General features: G+C 45.9%; 14 protein-coding genes. 6 read left to right on the top strand and 8 right to left on the bottom strand.

Annotated elements, in window-relative coordinates; genetic code table 11:
- Positions 1 to 77, bottom strand: a 77-nt coding sequence (locus tag C9I99_RS27470) for a transposase (protein WP_244916300.1), incomplete at its 3' end; no start/stop codon positions are given.
- 233 nt (positions 78 to 310) lie between these two features.
- On the opposite strand from C9I99_RS27470, the gene C9I99_RS20235 reads away from it, so the two are divergent.
- On the top strand, positions 311 to 865 hold the full coding sequence (locus tag C9I99_RS20235) for an HNH endonuclease (protein ID WP_107350651.1): 555 nt from the start codon (positions 311 to 313) through the stop codon (positions 863 to 865).
- Positions 866 to 1,312: 447 nt separating this feature from the next.
- Here C9I99_RS20235 and C9I99_RS20240 read toward each other — a convergent pair whose 3' ends face one another.
- The 3 genes from C9I99_RS20240 to C9I99_RS20250 all read right to left on the bottom strand — a co-directional run bounded on the left by C9I99_RS20240 (position 1,313) and on the right by C9I99_RS20250 (position 7,494).
- Complete coding sequence (locus tag C9I99_RS20240) at positions 1,313 to 3,178, bottom strand: response regulator receiver domain (RefSeq protein ID WP_107350652.1); 1,866 nt, start codon at positions 3,176 to 3,178, stop codon at positions 1,313 to 1,315.
- Positions 3,171 to 6,230 carry an ATP-binding protein gene (locus C9I99_RS20245; protein WP_107350653.1) on the bottom strand — a complete coding sequence of 1,020 codons (3,060 nt, stop codon included), beginning with the start codon at positions 6,228 to 6,230 and terminating at the stop codon, positions 3,171 to 3,173. Before C9I99_RS20245 ends, C9I99_RS20240 begins: the two co-directional genes overlap by 8 nt.
- A gap of 88 nt (positions 6,231 to 6,318) precedes the next feature.
- The gene (locus C9I99_RS20250) at positions 6,319 to 7,494 is read right to left on the bottom strand and encodes a DNA cytosine methyltransferase (protein WP_107350654.1); all 1,176 of its coding nucleotides are present in this window, start codon (positions 7,492 to 7,494) and stop codon (positions 6,319 to 6,321) included.
- Between the two features lie 234 nt (positions 7,495 to 7,728).
- Here C9I99_RS20250 and C9I99_RS20255 point away from each other — a divergent pair, with 234 nt between their 5' ends.
- Positions 7,729 to 7,926, top strand: a complete 198-nt coding sequence (locus tag C9I99_RS20255; RefSeq protein ID WP_107350655.1) for a hypothetical protein — start codon at positions 7,729 to 7,731, stop codon at positions 7,924 to 7,926.
- Positions 7,927 to 7,971: 45 nt separating this feature from the next.
- On the opposite strand, the gene C9I99_RS27715 is transcribed toward C9I99_RS20255, so the two are convergent.
- Positions 7,972 to 8,475 carry a very short patch repair endonuclease gene (locus C9I99_RS27715; RefSeq protein WP_107350656.1) on the bottom strand — a complete coding sequence of 168 codons (504 nt, stop codon included), beginning with the start codon at positions 8,473 to 8,475 and terminating at the stop codon, positions 7,972 to 7,974.
- Positions 8,476 to 8,720: 245 nt separating this feature from the next.
- Between C9I99_RS27715 and C9I99_RS20265 the strand changes: the two genes are divergently transcribed.
- The 3 genes from C9I99_RS20265 (at position 8,721) to yjjX (ending at position 11,731) form a co-directional block, all read left to right on the top strand.
- The gene (locus C9I99_RS20265; RefSeq protein ID WP_107350657.1) at positions 8,721 to 9,827 is read left to right on the top strand and encodes a M20/M25/M40 family metallo-hydrolase; all 1,107 of its coding nucleotides are present in this window, start codon (positions 8,721 to 8,723) and stop codon (positions 9,825 to 9,827) included.
- 536 nt (positions 9,828 to 10,363) lie between these two features.
- Positions 10,364 to 11,002 carry a helix-turn-helix domain-containing protein gene (locus C9I99_RS20270; protein WP_107350658.1) on the top strand — a complete coding sequence of 213 codons (639 nt, stop codon included), beginning with the start codon at positions 10,364 to 10,366 and terminating at the stop codon, positions 11,000 to 11,002.
- A gap of 207 nt (positions 11,003 to 11,209) precedes the next feature.
- On the top strand, positions 11,210 to 11,731 hold the full coding sequence (yjjX, locus tag C9I99_RS20275; RefSeq protein ID WP_107350659.1) for an inosine/xanthosine triphosphatase: 522 nt from the start codon (positions 11,210 to 11,212) through the stop codon (positions 11,729 to 11,731).
- Positions 11,732 to 11,791: 60 nt separating this feature from the next.
- On the opposite strand, the gene trpR is transcribed toward yjjX, so the two are convergent.
- Both trpR and sltY read right to left on the bottom strand, forming a co-directional pair.
- The gene (trpR, locus tag C9I99_RS20280; RefSeq protein ID WP_107350660.1) at positions 11,792 to 12,109 is read right to left on the bottom strand and encodes a trp operon repressor; all 318 of its coding nucleotides are present in this window, start codon (positions 12,107 to 12,109) and stop codon (positions 11,792 to 11,794) included.
- Positions 12,110 to 12,192: 83 nt separating this feature from the next.
- On the bottom strand, positions 12,193 to 14,124 hold the full coding sequence (sltY, locus tag C9I99_RS20285; protein ID WP_338069668.1) for a murein transglycosylase: 1,932 nt from the start codon (positions 14,122 to 14,124) through the stop codon (positions 12,193 to 12,195).
- Between the two features lie 388 nt (positions 14,125 to 14,512).
- Here sltY and ettA point away from each other — a divergent pair, with 388 nt between their 5' ends.
- Complete coding sequence (gene ettA, locus C9I99_RS20290; RefSeq protein ID WP_107350662.1) at positions 14,513 to 16,180, top strand: energy-dependent translational throttle protein EttA; 1,668 nt, start codon at positions 14,513 to 14,515, stop codon at positions 16,178 to 16,180.
- 74 nt (positions 16,181 to 16,254) lie between these two features.
- On the opposite strand, the gene radA is transcribed toward ettA, so the two are convergent.
- Positions 16,255 to 17,643 (bottom strand): DNA repair protein RadA, encoded by a 1,389-nt coding sequence (gene radA, locus C9I99_RS20295; RefSeq protein WP_107350663.1) that lies wholly within the window; start codon positions 17,641 to 17,643, stop codon positions 16,255 to 16,257.
- Positions 17,644 to 17,750 lie beyond the last annotated feature (107 nt).

Here is a 17,750-nt window from a genome sequence, read left to right on the forward strand (position 1 = left end):
GCCACGCTATGGCCTTTTTCTGTAACCTGTTTTACGGCTTCAATTTTGAATTCTTCTGGATATCGTTTGCTGTTCATAAGCACCTCTTTATTAGTCATTTTGTCTAACTAAAAGGTGTCTATCAAGTCGGTGGCTATTCAAGTTACGTTGATAGTATGGTTTTAGACATTAACGTGCTAAAATCCAAATATATCAATAGGTAAGCAATCTTAATGTGAGATAGAACACATAGCCACCAGACCATCTCACAGTACCCTGATTTTCCCTCATAGCTGCTGTGAACTTTTATGTTAAGAGGATCAACTATTTAATGGCGGTTTATAACACTCCTTCAGACTCAGCAAATACAGCAGTAAGAGCTTTCCTTACAAAGGTTGGCGAATATTACTTAGGTTATTCGTTCAACACAGGAAGTGGGAAAGGTAAGAAAATTTGGCAAGAAATTCGTGAAGAAGAGTTTCAATCAACCTGCGCTTATTGCGGAGTTCGTGCAGATAAACTTCAGATAGAACACCTATTCATGTTTAACAGAGCCGAATATGGCCTCCACCACCCTGGAAATATTGTTCCGTGCTGTAGCTGTTGCAATAAGAGAACTAGACTTCCTGGAGGCGGTTACACCGACTGGAAACAGCACCTACAACAAGTTTGTTCTACTCATGGCCATGAGGAAAACTATGAAGCTAGAAAACAAAAAATAGATCAGCACTTTAAGAAATACAATTATCCTGATCTCAATGTGAATGAACTGCATTCAATTCGAGTGATAGCAAACAGTTTATACGAAAATATAAAAGCAGAATCGGAAAAGTCACTCCTACTCTACAAACAGCTTGATGAGGCTTTTGTTCAAGAGAGCACCTAGCCCTGACCTTTCAACTTGCTATAAGCACGCCAAGCATAAATTATATCTATTGCACCACAGATAATACGAGTATTGGAACAAGTCCTGGCCTTACTAGGTTATCTTATGTAACTTCTGATGAATAATTGGCCGGTATTTTCCCCAGCACCTCATGCTTAATGGGCTGAAGAACATTACATTCAGCTTGAATTTAAGCAGCTAGGAACCCTAACTCCGGACTCATTCATTGACCAGTTCAAACGTACTTATCGTGATAAGATCCTGAATATTCATGTATTTTATTTATTGGGTAACAGCACAAAGCAGACGAAACAGATAAGTAATGCTGTCCCGCCTTTAGTTGACTACTATAACCATGACATTAGGGCAAAAGTAAGTTGACGTTTCACCTCAAACTGTCACCTTCTTTGACTAAGCATATTACATGAAACCGGAATTCAAACAGACCTACTGCATGAAACCAGTTGAATCAGTAAAACCAAGGCCGACTCGAGTCTGGTTGGAGCCGAATTTTTGCAATAAATTAAGCGCATATTCATATCTCAACTCTGAAACGGGCGTTGCGAGCAGCTCTCGCGTTTCAAGGAGTAGTTTGTCCTTGGCCTCTTGCTTTTCTTCATCTCTTTCATCATCCCGTGCTGGTTGACGTAAACAGAATATCCGTAAATCCCCTTCTGTTGAAAACACTCCCTGATTAAATGCATAGAACACATCCCAGACAGGATTATCACTAGGTTTGTGACCTAAGCAAAAAGCTTTTGGTTCACCGTCCAGCACTAAATAAATAAAGTTATTAGAGTTTGCGTCTTCATTCGCTCGTGAAAGCTTGGTCACCGGAAGCAACTTTACTGCTTTAAAAGCAAGAAAATCAGAACCTATTCGGCTTTCCCAGCTTTTTCTCTCTCGAGGAACCAAGTCGCAAGCAGGACTTAGACATACCCACAAATCACCATCGAAACGAAGCACAGTCCCAGTAGTCAAGTGGGGGCCAAATTCCGGTTGCGAGCAATTAAAAGCATTAAGATGTGCTAGCGTATTATTTGGATCGAGGTTTTTTCCAAAAAAATACTTTTCGGCATCTTTGGCACCACCGCCTACTAGCTCTGAGACCGAATATACAAGGCGTTGAGAAAACTCCTTTAGTTCCAAATGGGTGGCTCTAGCTAACTGCTCCCAATGAGCACTGATTATTTCATTATGAGTATGTAAGGCCCCTTCTTTTAACAAATTGTTTAACCAACCTGCTTGAGCTTCTTTTTGGGAAACAATCTTGTTTGCTTGCTCCAAACCCTTTTCGTCTATACAGGCGCGTATCTTTGCCATTAGTAAATGCATTGGTGAAGAGTTTGCTTCTACTAATGCCGCTTTTAAGGGGTCAATGAGTTCAGCCTCTGGAGATTGATCTCCTTTCTTAATTACAGATATAAACACTCGACCAGTAGAGATAAAGTTAGGATTATCTGCCCCCTTCCAACACCAAACAGTGTCTTCAACGGCACCACTGACAAGGGGGATTTTCAACATTTTAAGTTGTTGTCCAACATACCATTTTGTCAGGGTTGCCTGGGGGATATCCATTAGCTTGGCAACATCTATAACTTCCTGTTTAAATGAGTTCAGAAAATGCTGGGGAAACATTACATTGCCACAGTTCTTTTCACCAAAACCCAGGTGCTCCAATATACTTTTAATTCCCATTTTCTGGCTAAAGAATGAATAGCTAGTTCCATCATCGTTGTCATCAAGCCAAGCATCAATAACATCTTCTGATTCCTCATCAATTATAAAGGGGTGCTTTTCTGGGAAAACAAAAGTCTCTCCCAACACTTCATCGAATACTTTCTCAATATCACCACCATCGAACCCTTTTGTGTGAACAAGAATTATGTTGAATCGGTTATTTTTTTTAAGCTCAGAAATGATTTTTCTTGCTCTTTCCCCACTATTAGTCGTAGGGACCCCTTCTAAATGATAATCCAGAACAACTAAATCACTATGATTAAGATACGGAGGTACCCCATCCTCACCTCCTAGTTTTGGATCTTTGCCATCAAAAACATCAAGACTCCAATTCTTTTCTTGATGACACATTGAAATAATGCTTCGCAAACGCTCGATATTCTCTGGCTTCAGCTGCTTATGAGGTATTGCGTCTGTCGTCTGAACCAAAAACTGAGACAATGTTGGGTACTCATCATCAATAACTGTTACGTTTTTAATTGGATCGATGAAAGCTTCGTGAATCATTTGATGATACTTAGGGGCACTTTCGATTGGCACCTCCACAGCCGTTGCCACTGCCGAACTATTCATTCTTCATCCCCTTGAATTCAATTGCAAAGTTTGCCCCAGCATGTACTTTATAACGGTCACGTGTTTCATATCTTATTTTGTGGCCGCTGGCGTTTAGGTTTTGTTTAGAGAGGTATAACCCAACCCCTCTTCCTCCTCGCTGCTTACGAGTGAAGAAGAGTGTAAATAACTGTTCAAGATCATCAATATCAACTCCAGGACCATCATCTGAAACAACGACCTCGTCATCTATAATATCTAGCGTAATCTTTCGCTCGGCGTCATGTTGTTGAACCCAGTACAAAGAATTATTAACTAAGTTAATAAATACAGGAAAAATTCTAGATGCCATATCCACGATAGTAATAGACTCAAAGCTTTTAGTTGCGGTAAAAGTAACCTCTGCTCTTTCGAACTGCTCTCCAAAATATGCCTGGACGTAATTACATATTTCTTTGCCCGAAATTTTTCTCGACACCTTCTCTCCAGAGAGTTTCAATGGGGATAGAAAACGTAATTTTTCCATCAATGCTTGATGCGCTTCATCTACGCGACGTAAGTGTTCATTTTGATCCGTAGATAACTGAGTATCAGCCAGAGACTTAAGCCCAAAGTCTACGCTCCGATCTAAGCTTTCCATTTCATGACCTACGATTTCTACCGTGATTCCTAACTGAGCAAGAGAATGCAGTCGAACTAACTCTTCTCGATACTTAATTGACTCATTCATGCTATGCAAGGCTAAACCTTCCAAGTCAATTTGTTCTTCAAGGCTTTCTAGAGCAGTCGTATAAGGGCCCAGTTTCTGTCTGTTTTCTACATCAACCTTCAATTGGGTTTCATCTAGGATCGTTAGCACCTTACCCAAAGAAATTTTTTCTAGCTTGAGATCTTCTAGAGCGTCTTCAACTTCAAGTTTGTACTGGTCTCGACATTGCTTAACTATTCTATCAAAATCAGACACCTGCTTAGTCAACGCTTCTTTACCACGTGTAGCATATCGGTTGATGGCATTGTTCAAACTGGTTAACTTACTGCGATATACCTCATTGGCTTTTTCAAAATCTGTCTTTTGAGAGGACTCTTCTAATGCTTTATTAACAACGACCGTAAGCTGCTGGACTATTTCTTTAGCTGCAAGTTCATGCTTACGATAATAGCGGTAGTCATCTTCAAGGCGACCTAAATTTGGTGGAACTGGGCTCAAAGAAAAGTTTTGGGTCGACTCACTTAAAGCGTCTGCTTCTTTCTTCAGTTTTTGCAGCTCATCCACTGAGTTCAATTTAATACGGCTTTCAAAGCTGTGTTTTAGGCTGCTAAGCTTCTCTAGGTGCTCTACGAGTGAGCTGGTATTTTTCTTTATTGCGGTTCGTATACGCTTTCTTTCACGAGACAGCAGCTTTTTACGATCATCTTCCGCTTTTTGCAGTGCTTTCTGTTCTCGAATAAATTCAAGAGTTGGCTTTCGGTTTTCGGCTTTTCCACCAAAGTGTTCATCAGCCACATCGATGAGTATTTTCTCTACTATTTCTTTGAATAGCTTAGATGCACGGTTTTCTATAAAACCTTCACGCCCCGCTTTATCTTTCAGATTAGGGTTGTTCTCTCGGGTAATAGCAATGCGCCCAAACATACGACGGTTGGACCAAAAATATCTACCCGCACTTTTAGAGCGTCGCTCTTCAATTCGAAAATAATCATTATCTGCACGCCCATAGGGCATAACTCTTAAACCGTCTCTATAAACTCGGAACCCAGCATATTTTTCAGCTTGCTCAACAAATGAAGCATGCTGCTCATCTGATAAAGATGTGCTTCCTATCTGCATCTCAAATGTTCCAGCCCTCAAATGAAAGGGGCCGAATGCACTGTCTTTTCGTGTTTTGTATATTTGCTTAGGCTTAACAATGTAGTCTTCAATCCATTCGCCAAAGACTTTCACTCTGCCGCGAAAATACCCTTCACTATCGACATACCCTTCGACAACATGCTCTAAATCTTCTAGGTTAGCTAGATCAAACTGCCTATCCTGCCCTAGAATTGTGTCAGGATAAATCCCTCGCCAAACTGTCACAGAGCAGCTAAACCTGTCCGTCTGTGGTTCATTCTTTTTACTAAACGGATCTACGAAATTTGATAATGTTTGGAAAAAGTTCTCTTTATAACCAACATCTGTTTCTCCGGCTTCTTCATATGGCGTCGAAGAAAGCTGTGCTTTCAAATCTTCAGACAGTTCAGCAGTGAACATAGCGGTGCCCTGTTCACTTTTTTCTTGCCAAACAGCCCATTTACCAAGATGACGCTCGGAAAACACTTCCTTTATCAATGTGTTTTCTATTTTTGATTTGGTGGTTTCTTTTATTGAAATGCCATTTCCTAGCTCCAAACCACTATACTGCTCCCAAGCAGCAGCTAAACGAGAAGTTCTTGCTTTAGATACAGCTTTCGTAATAGTTAGAGCTTCCTCTTCAGATATTTTTTCAACGAAAGCAAGTGCTGAAGCTTCAGCTTGAATTTCCGCCTCAGAATCCCCCCACAAGTTTCCTAGCAGCTTATCAAACATTGTAGGAAGCTCTTCCAACACATCTGCACAATTATCAAATTCAGTAATAGGAATGCGAATATCATCAAGATAAATGTAAGGATTTTCAAACAAGCGCCAATCTATTAATGCAGCGACAAATCTATCGTTTTTCCGTTTAGATACTAGCAATAATAATGGGCCTAAAGCGGCACTTGATAGACGACCGATCCCTTTCTGCCCTTGTTTCGCTCGGTGCTTTAACCCATTTCGGTCAGCTTGTTTAATTTCGAAGCCGTCTGTTTTAGATTCAGTTCCGACAGTGAGCCACTTCTCCTCAAACTCTTGGCGGCTCATACCATGGCCGTTATCCAATAATGCTGCAACATCAGTATCTCCATCAAATAAATGAAGGCTTACATCTGTTGCGTATGCATCGAAGGAATTTTTCCAGAGTTCTGATATTGCTGTCGGACAGTCTGCAATCTGCTCCCGCCCGAGATGATCAATTGTCCTTGCTCTGGTTTTAAAGGTTGAAGAGGTATAAGCCATAAAGAAGATTCCAGTTATTTATAAGCTCGTTATTTAATCTAGCTTACTGAAAATAAAAAAAAAGCGCCTAATATTGTAGGCACTTTTTTTAGTTCAATCCATTTATAATCGCGCTTATAAGCGCATGCCCGAGAACTGTGGGGACCGCATTACCAATTTGCTTCGCTTGATCTGTTGTCGATCCAGTAAAAATGTAATCATCAGGGAAAGTTTGTAGCCTCGCAGCATGACGCAGAGTGAAGCCGTGATTTTCCCAAGGATGAACAAAACGTCCTTTAGATGGATTATTGCACCCTGTCGTCATCGTGTTTGATGGTAAATGAATAAACACCCTGCCATATACATCTTTATGGCCAGGATAACCATTCGCATGACATTTTTTTTCAAACTCAGGGCCAGTATCGGTCCGGCCACCATTCAAAGGAGTCGCAATAAATTGTTGCTGCATCCTCTCTGTTGGGATCATGTGTATATTACAAGGATCACCTGGAAGCACAGGTTCGCCAAATTCTAAGCCATGTAATATTTCTAGAGCCTGCTCATCTGTATACCCTGTTTTCACACGAAAATACTCTCGGATATAGCGCTCTATTAACTCTTCCGTTAACGGCTCAAAAACAGCAGAAGCGGTTCGCCAGGCAGGTAAACCATCTCTGACAACGTTTACTGAACTCGGAGAGAAGTGACTTTGTGCAGGAGGGAATACAAGGTTCTCCCGATTTATATCATTACGCACACCTAAGATAAATGCGCGTTTTCGGTTCTGCGGTGTGCCGTAATCTTTGCCATTCAACGTATCGCAAAAATGGATCACATAACCATTATCCTCAGCAAGTTGCTGGAACGCTTCAAGATACGGAGCATGCCTTTCCCAAAACAGACCCGCTACATTTTCTACCAAGAAAGCCTGCGGCTGAAATTCTTCCACAAAATCATAATATCGCAGTAGCAATTTATTACGCGGGTCATCCACACCAGCATCATTGATACGGTGGCTAGAAAAGCCTTGGCAAGGCGGGCCTCCCAGCATTATTTGCAGCTCTCCTGGAGCAAGACCTAATTCAGTGCGTAAATCTTGTGGTGAAATCTGTAAAATATCACCATTGAGTAAGCGAGTTTCCTGGCCCAATCGCTCAATGATATTTGCTCGGTAAGTATTTGAAGCTGAAGCATCTAGCTCAATAGCCGCCAATACATCAAGGCCTTCTAGATGTGCTGCCAAACTGAAACCACCAGCACCAGCAAAAAGATCAATTGCGCTCATGTAACCAAAAACCTAATAACGATAACCGGGATATTCTACAGGTAAATCTTCGAAAAGCTAACTCTGCACAGTCAAATGTACGCATTATATACAGTTGTTTTTTAGGTGTTTTAACTCAACATATTCCTTTCGTTAAAATTTTAACTTGAATCTCATTGCCACCTAAAAACGAGACTCATAGTCCGTAGACCATTCCGCTCAGTCACGTCATAGTTACGGTCAGGAGGACTTGCTATGTATGAGCATGAAGTTATTGAAAATGAACTGGAATACAAAGGCTTTAGTATCTTCATTGAAGACAATCCAGATCAGTACAGCGAAGGATATGAGTACAGTGTTTCTCGGGGAACAGATATTTTAGAAATTGGGCTTGAGTTCAGCTTCACCAACGCAGTAACGTCAGCCAAGAGCTGGGTTGATGAGAACACTTAACCGTTAAGACTGAAGATCTTTATTGTGGCCCAGAACACAAACTGGTTATCGCCTAGAATTACCTATCAACTGAAGCTTGGTAACTTTATAGGTGTCAAAATTAAGTTTCAGCAAAGGTAGCGGAGCTCCTCCGCTTACTTCGCAGGAGTGGCAGTTTGCTACCAGCCAGCAGGTGATAAAATCCAGCAACTGATCTATATCGTAGTCGGCTGGTTTGCGTATCGCACACTCCCAAACAACCAGCACACGCCATCCGTGAGCTTTAAGCCAGTGCGTTGAGAGTTTGTCACGTAGTCGATTCGCCCTGAATTTTGCCAGCCAGAATTTTTTGTTCTTCTTCGGAAAGGTAAAACGAGAACAACCACTATGCGCATGCCAGAAGCAACCGTGGACAAAAATCACTGCCTTATACTTGGGAAAAACCAGATCTGGCCTCCCCTTTAGCTTCCGGTCATGCATGCGGTATCGAAAGCCTCTAGCGAATAGCAGCTTTCTGAGGAAAACTTCGAGTTTGGTATCCCGAGAGCAGAACAACGACATATCCGGCATGGTCGTGCCTCTATAGTTTATCTACTTCAGTTACAGTTATAGGCTCTTTAGAGCACGCTCTCAAAAGCAATTTGATAGATGTTATAAACACCAACCCAACCCCGACCGCACAAATCCCCAACATCCCAGAATAATCTTCCTAACAATTGAAGTTTTATAGTGATTACCCCCACGATATTGGTGAGCAGATCAAGGTTAATTCAGCCAGTTCACGTAATATGAGTGGCATAACGGAGGTGCTTTAAATGGCAAATATCAATCAGGACCGTCTGGTCCAACACTTTATTGAACTGGTTAAAATCGACAGTGAGTCGCGCAACGAGAAAGCAATTGCCGAGACACTGGCCGAGCAGCTAGGTGAAATGGGCTTTGACGTACAAAAGCTTGCTGTTCCTGCTGAGATCTCCAATGGCTTCAACATCTACGCCAAACTTGAAGGCAAGCAGGAAGGCACTATCCTGCTGAGCTGCCACATGGATACGGTGACGCCGGGTAACGGCATCGAGCCAATCATCGAAGACGGTATCATCCGCTCGAAAGGCGATACTATTCTAGGCGGCGATGACAAATCAGGTATCGCAGCCATTATGGAAGCAGTGCGCTCTATCAAGGCTGACGGTGCAGAGCACCAGACTATCGAGCTGGCGTTCACTGTCTATGAAGAAGGCGGCCTGCACGGTTCGCAGAACTTCGACATGAGCAAAGTTGAGTCGCTAACCGGTATCGTATTCGATTCTGGCGGCCCTATCGGTACTATCATCACGACGGCACCGGGACAGCAGAACCTCAAGGTAAACATCACTGGCAAACCAGCCCACGCCGGTCTTGCGCCGGAAGAAGGGATCAACGCCCTGACCGTTGCAGCTGATGCGATCACCAACATGAAGCTATCTCGTATCGACGAGGAAACCACTGCAAACATCGGTGTGGTGAACGGCGGCCAGGCGACGAACATCGTTATGCCTGAACTGTTTATCGAAGCAGAAGCACGCTCGCTGAATGACGACAAGCTGAAAGCACAAGTCGACCACATGGTGAGCACGTTTGAAGCTGCTGCTGAGAAGCACGGCGCACAAATCAATATTGCATCTACGCGTGCTTACAATGCATACCGCATTGCCGACAATGACTCGCATGTTGAGCAGATCAAAGCCGCTTTCGAAGCCAATGGCATCGAGCCTATGACCAAGCCAACTGGCGGCGGTAGCGATGCAAATATCTTCAACAGCAAAGGCCTGAAGACGGTGAACCTGTCTACCGGTATGGCGAAGGTGCACACGACGGAAGAGTTCATCAAAATTGATGACATGGTAGAGATCACCAAGTTCTTGTATACCTACCTGACACGCTAAACTATACCGCAAAACCACAGCGCTAAAGAGGAAGGTCAGCCTTCCTCTTCATCCCTTAAAAGCATACCGCATCACGATTCATCTCCCGCGCATAATTGCTCATTTTTGCCACCATCCGTAAAAATCACGACTGCATGAAGAAAATTCATGATATAAACCAAAAATCTACGATTTTTTCATCACTGAGAGCAACCAGTCACTCCTCCTTTATCTCACTTATTGTTAAGTTGTTATTTTTCATGATCTTATGCTTAGTGGGCGCCGAGCTGTATCGATATAGCCTCTTCGTGACCTCCCAGACTAAAAGTTACAAAAGGTGATCTTAGTCCAACAAATTTGACGCAGGGATCTTATTTCAATTTGCGAAAATTGTTCCATTTTTTGCCCATCTTGAAAAAAACTGATATGCCCATAACGAAACCAATCGCATTTTTTATACCTGCCAGATCCCGAAACGATTGTTATCAGTACAATCAATATGACATTTAAGAATGCGTTTTTGCATCAGACAATTTTTCAGCAGGAAGCTAGTGAGTATGGAATATTTAGAACGAATTAAGCGTTTAGCTAAAATCCAAGGGATCAGCCAAAAGCAACTGGGCGAAGCCCTTGACCTTCAGCAAGGTACAATGAGCCGTAAGCTGTCTGGTAAATACGGTATTGAAGTTCGTGAGCTGGAGAAAATTGCCGAGGCACTGAGCACGTCAATCAGCTATTTGCTAACTGGACAAGTGGATACTGGTACCCAGGCTACAACAACGATCAACAACAGCGTTGACCAAGGTACCACCAGCACCTACATCCCAATCATTCACCGCAAAGACTTCATGTCTTTTCGCAGCGGCGCTTCGGTGGATGTGATCAGCAAGCGTGCTATCCCACAGCACCTACTGCGTGAAGACTGCTTGGGCCTGTTAGTCGATAACGAAAACATTTCGCAGTGTGCGCCTGTGGGTAGCTATGCCCTTGCTACCAAAACCGCTATTTACCAACCGAAACAGCCGGTATTCGCCTCTGTACGGGGTAGCGAACCTGATTTCTACCACATGACGCAGCTGGCTGACGGTGTCGTATTTTCAACGTCACAACCGGATTTCCCGAACTTGTTCGTCAACAACGGTGAGTTCCAGATCCACGGTTACATCATCCAGTCAGACTGGGCTTACGACCGTTAATCACAGGTAGGATCCCCCCTGTTGATTATGCCAGTTTGGCGGCGTGACAACACGCCGCCAAAACATATACCAAGCTGAGTAATATTCTGCTCTTTCAGCCAGAATAAAAAGGGACAGAGACAAGCCACTTGATTGCTGGTGTATCCCAAAAGACTATTGTTCAGTTTGGTATTAGAATAGGAAGCACTCAGATAATGGATGTTTGCTATGCCTAAGATTATTGTCGCCTCGACCAACCCCGCCAAAATTTCAGCGGTTGAAGACGCCTTCAGCCACACCTTTCCCGATCACCCGTTTACGATTGAGGGGATCAGCGTCGACAGCGGAGTCCGCGATCAGCCAATGTGCGCAGACGAAACCTTGCAGGGTGCAAGGAACCGCGTAAGCAATGCCCGGCAAGCGGTACCGGAGGCTGACTATTATGTAGGACTCGAAGCGGGTATCGACGGACCTTTTACGTTTGCCTGGATGGTGATAGAAAGTGGCGAAACCCGCGGCGAAGCCCGCTCAGCGTCACTACCGCTTCCACCACTGGCCCTGGAAAAACTACACCAAGGCGAAGAGCTGGGTGATGTGATGGACGACATGTTCAACCAGACCAACATCAAACAAAAAGGCGGCGCGATTGCGATGCTAACCAACCATCTGCTCAGCCGTAGCTCGGTCTACCAGCAGGCATTGATCTTGGCACTCATCCCGTTTATTCATCCGGCATTATTTTCTAAATAAAAAAAGCCCCCAGAACGTGTGTTCTGGGGGCTTGTTCATTATATGCAAGTAGGCAATAACTCAGCTCTTGGGGCTCTGCTCTTTTAGCAGCGTGGATAGCCACACCTTGATATCATCATCATGGTGCTTGAGCTCGTTGGAGCCCCGAGTGATGGTTGCGACCCCAACGCCCAACAGTTCACTTATCTTACGTTGGCTACGCTCGCCATTGAGCAGTTCATGCAGAATATTGACCCGGGAAAGTAACACCGACCGCTCATCGGGCGTGAGTAACAGCCTCAACAAAGTATCGTCTTTATGCTCTGTTGTTGCCTGGCGTAAAATATCAACCACCTGTTGCCACTCGGTAAATTCCGGGGTTTCTTGAATATTCGGCATGTCATCCTCATTTGATGTACTCGTTCTCGAGTACTGATTCTATCCCTTTAGCCACCGACAACCTAGCCCTTGAATCAAAAAAGCTAATACTGGGTGTTAATCTCATTCTCTGTCAGCAATGGCACCGGTGTTTGGGTCAAGTCGCCGTAATAGATTTCAAACATCAGTATATTCTGGACATACCCCCGGGTTTCATTGAACGGAATTGCCTCGATAAAGGCGTAAACATCCAGCCGGCCGTCCGTACCATTACGCCAGCGTGTCACGCGGCTCGGCCCCGCATTATAGGCGGCAAAGGCAAAAATACGGTTGTTATCATATTGCTCGAGCATCATTTTCAAATAGCCGCTACCAAGGCGAATATTCACGCCGGGATCAAACAGGCTGCTTTTACCCTCATAATTACGCCCCAGCTTCTTAGCTGTTTCTTTGGCCGTGGCGGGCATCAGCTGCATCAGTCCACGGGCACCAACTGGCGAAATGGCCTCGATATTGAGTGCGCTCTCTTGACGAGCCAGTGCCATCATAGTGGTAACCGGCAATTCACGTTTCTTGCTGAAGAAATCAAACCACCATTTATGGGCAACCGGAAAGCGTAGTTCAATGTAATCCCATAACTGGCCGGAGATTGTCGCCTGTACCGCAAGATGGTGCCATTTATTGGTCGCCGCATAGGCAGCCAAGGTCACGATTTTGTCGTTATCCAACCCTCTTAACAAGTAATGCCATTCGCGGTTGGCCGCCAGCAGTTTATCCACGGCAATAAGCTCTTTGATCCGCGCAAGAGCCAGTGCATATTCCTCTATATCAGCCTGATAATTACCCGCGGTCTTTACCGGATAGGTAATCGGCTTGCCCAGTACTGTCGCCGCCGCGGCACTGTAGAAGTCACGCTGGCCCAAGATCTGGGTGTACTTGTCCGTCGCCAGCTCTTTGTTGCCTTCACGCTCAGCCAAGCGTGCCTGCCAGAACGTCCAGCGCGTGCTTTGTTTGGCCTTATCAGGCAAACGGTTGACCCACACCTCAACCTCATCCCACTTATCTTCCCGCATTGCCTGACGAATACGGCGCTCGAGCAAGTTAATATTGGTGGTTTTCGCCAATGCGTTATCACGCCACTTCTGCAGTTTTTCATCATCGGTTGCCATTAGTCGGCTAGCAGTATAATCAGCTAGCGACTGACGTTTGGCTTCGTCAAAATGCTGGCCCTGTACCGTTTTGTGGTACTGTTTCACCGCTTCTTTGATATCGCTGTGCACCAGCTTTTTGTAGGCCAGTACCGCAAGGTTCTGATTTAACGGGGTGACTTTGCTGCGCTTGGAAAAAGCGGCGACACCTTGCGGTTTGTCGTAAAGATCGAGCACTAACTTACCGGATTGCTTACTCTTGGCACCTAGCTGCTTGTTGAGATAATTGAGCCGTGCACGATTACCTTCGGCATATACCAACAACATACGATCCAAAATAAGCGCATCGGTCCGCTTACCCGCCTTTTGCCAAGTATTGAGCAGCGGATCGCACGCATCATGGGTCGACTTACCGGTCAGCCAGAGGGTCTTCGCCCCTTGCCAAGCCACATCCTTGTTGCCCAGCTTGCTCTGGGCGTAATAGTAATGACAGCGCAGCACCTGGCTGCGTGGGGGCAGTGGCTGCACCTCAACAAAGTTCTGCCAGCGCTCGGTGGTTGCCAGATGGGTCAGGTAACGATCCTTGACCGTGGTACTGAATGGCAGGGCGGTATATTGTTCGATGAATGCCTCAACCTCGCTGGGTGATTTGGCATACAGGGTTTGAATAAACTCGCGATAATCAAGATAAGGCGTCAATGGATAGTCATCCAACTTACGACGCAACGCCTTGTAGGCGGCTTCATCTTTTTCCTCAAGGGATACTTGAGCCTGCTCATACCATTCACGCTGCTGCTCCAGCGTCGATGCCCGCATTAAAGGCGACATCAGCAAGCCAACAAACAGCACCAGACCTGAAAATACTTTGATGTTTTTATTGCTAAACACAGCACCCTTCCATTCGTTGCCCATCTTGATTCAGGTCAATCAACCTGTGTGCTTTATTGCATATAAACGCTATCTCTACAAGCCTCTGCCACCAGCAAAATCGCCACCATGCCAAAAAGGCAACCCATTATTGAGCGTAATACCAATTTGCACATTTTAATAATGACAATTTCCTTCCTCGCTATTGCGGTCCAAACATCGAGCCATGCAGCACAACGGAAAATTAACAGAGCGATATTGCAAAGAAATAACGCAGGTAGCACAAAGATACGTACTGAGTGGTACCTTAACGCTCACTTGGGGCACTAATTATGAACATTGCTGTTAAACTTGTGTCCAGAACAGGTAAAATACCCCCTTTCATTTAGTTTAGAGATCGCAAACGGATATGGCTGAATACGTCTATACCATGTCGCGCGTGGGTAAAATCGTCCCACCAAAGCGTCAAATCCTAAAAGATATTTCATTGAGCTTCTTCCCTGGTGCAAAAATTGGTGTGTTGGGCCTGAACGGTTCGGGTAAATCAACCCTACTGCGCATCATGGCGGGTATCGATACCGATATCGAAGGTGAAGCTCGTCCACAAACAGGCTTGAAGGTAGGCTACCTACCTCAGGAGCCGGTACTGGACGAAGAGAAAACCGTACGTGAAATCGTTGAAGAGTCTGTGGCTGATGTTAAACATGCTCTTACTCGTCTAGATGCTGTCTATGCGGCTTACGCAGAACCTGATGCAGACTTCGATGTGCTGGCCAAAGAGCAAGGCGAACTTGAAGCGCTAATCGAAACCAAAGATGGCCACAACCTAGACATGCAGCTTGAGCGTGCGGCTGATGCCCTGCGCCTGCCTGAGTGGGATGCGAAAATCCAACATCTGTCAGGTGGTGAGCGTCGCCGTGTTGCAATCTGTCGTCTGCTACTCGACAAGCCAGACATGCTGCTACTTGATGAGCCAACTAACCACCTTGATGCTGAATCTGTGGCTTGGCTTGAGCACTTCCTGGTTGATTACAGTGGCACCGTTGTGGCGATCACCCACGACCGTTATTTCCTTGATAACGCTGCAGGCTGGATCTTGGAACTTGACCGTGGTGAAGGTATTCCATGGGAAGGTAACTACACATCTTGGCTAGAGCAGAAAGATGCCCGTCTAAAGCAGGAATCATCTCAAGAGCAAGCACGCCAGAAAACCATCGCCAAAGAGCTAGAGTGGGTTCGTCAGAATCCGAAAGGCCGTCAGGCGAAATCAAAAGCCCGTATGGCGCGCTTTGAAGAGCTAAACACCAGCGATCACCAAAAGCGTAATGAAACCAACGAACTGTTCATCCCGCCAGGTGAGCGTTTGGGTGACAAAGTCATCGATGTAACGAGCCTAACCAAATCATACGGTGATCGTGTTCTTATTGATGACCTGTCATTCAGCATGCCTAAGGGTGCGATTGTTGGCATCATTGGTGCAAATGGTGCCGGTAAATCAACCCTATTCAAGATGTTGAGCGGTGCTGAGCAACCTGACTCTGGCACCATTGATATGGGTACTACCGTAAGCCTAGCTTCTGTTGATCAGTTCCGTGACAGCATGAACGACAACAACACCGTGTATCAGGAAATTTCTGAAGGCTCGGAAATTATCCGTATCAACAACTACGAAGTCCCTGCTCGTGCATACGTATCGCGCTTCAACTTCCGTGGTAGTGATCAGCAAAAACGCATTGGTGATTTGTCGGGTGGTGAGCGTAACCGTGTTCACTTGGCGAAGCTTCTGAAAGCGGGCGGTAACGTACTGCTACTCGATGAACCAACCAATGACCTTGACGTCGAGACGCTTCGTGCACTAGAAGAAGCACTGCTTGAGTTCCCGGGCTGTGCCATGGTGATCTCGCACGACCGTTGGTTCCTTGACCGTATCGCGACCCACATTCTTGACTACCGTGACGAAGGCCAGGTTAACTTCTTCGAAGGTAACTACACCGAATACACGGATTGGCTGAAGAAAACACTGGGCGCGCAAGCGGCTGAGCCACACCGTATCAAGTACAAGCGTATTGCTAAGTAATTAACTTACCGTTCGCCAGAGACCAAAAGGGCTGCATGATGCAGCCCTTTCTTTTACCTATCGTTTAAACCAATTTACAGTGCTACCCGCTCGAACGCGGAGAGAGCTTCCTGCAGATCTTCCACCGCGATAATTTCAATGCCCGGGATCTGACGGCTGGCATTGGCTTTGGGGACGATAGCCCGAGTAAAGCCCTGCTTGACCGCCTCTCGGATCCGCTCCACCCCGTTCGCTGCCGGCCGGATATCGGCATTCAGGCCGATCTCGCCGAACACCAGCACATCCTGCGGGATGGGGGCATTTTTGAAACTGGAGAAGATGGACAACAGCACGGCCAAATCCGCCGACGTTTCTTCAATTTTGATCCCACCGACACAGTTGACGAAAATATCCATGTCAGACAGCATCACCCCGCCATGACGGGCGAGTACCGCAATAGACATTGCCAAGCGGTTATTGTCATAGCCAACCGTCAGGCGGCGAGGATTCTCGGTCACCGAGTTGTTGCACAACGCCTGTATTTCCACCAACAACGGACGAGTCCCCTCCCACAGCGTGGTACAGGCTGATCCCGCATGGTTCTTGTCCGAACGGCTAAGGAAAATCGCCGATGGGTTCTTCACCTGCTTCATCCCGGTTTCGGTCATGGCAAAGAAGCATGATTCGGAATCGGCACCGAAACGGTTTTTGGACGTACGCAGTACCCGGAACTTTTCATCCGCCGTCGACGACAGGGCAAACAGACCATCAACAATGTGGATCAGCTGCATCGGCCCCGCCACATTGGAGTCTTTATTGATGTGACCGACGATCATGAAGGTCACACCTTCGGTCTTGGCAAACCGGGTCAGAGCCGCCGCGGATTCCTTAACCTGGCTCGGACTACCGGCAGCCGAATCATTGTGGGCAACCGTCATGGTCTGGATTGAGTCAATAATCACAAACTCAGTTTTCTGCGCCCGAATATGTTCGATAATCGCTTCCACCGAGGTTTCGGCTACCACATTGATATTATCGAGATTCTGGGTCCCCAAGCGCTTGGCCCGCTGGGAGATCTGGTGAATCGATTCCTCACCCGACACATACAGCGACGGTTTCGATGCCGCCACCGAGCCAATACTCTGGAGTAACAGAGTCGACTTACCCGCCCCCGGATCACCACACAGCAAGAGCACAGAGCCCGGTACAATCCCGCCGCCAAACACCCGATCCAGCTCGGTAATACCGGAGCTGTAGCGGGGGAGATCTTTGGTTTCGACCTCGGACAGTTTTTGTACCTTGGTCGCCGCACCGGCATAGCTGCTCGTTCCAGCAGCTGAAGCCGCGCCCACGGCGGATCGTGTTTTAGGAACTGTGAACTCGGTTATCGTATTCCATGCCGCACACGCGCTACACTGGCCCTGCCAGCGGGGGAAGTCTGCGCCACAATCACTACACACATAGGCCCGCTTGGTTTTTGCCATGATTCACCTTGATATATTTGGTTAAACACATCCATAAAGGGATGTAGAATAGAGCTTGCCTGTCAGTTGAAAAAAAGCTCAACTCTTGGGGAAATATGCCGATAATA

It is taken from the genome of Photobacterium lutimaris (genome assembly GCF_003025555.1).
Lineage (GTDB): Bacteria > Pseudomonadota > Gammaproteobacteria > Enterobacterales > Vibrionaceae > Photobacterium > Photobacterium lutimaris.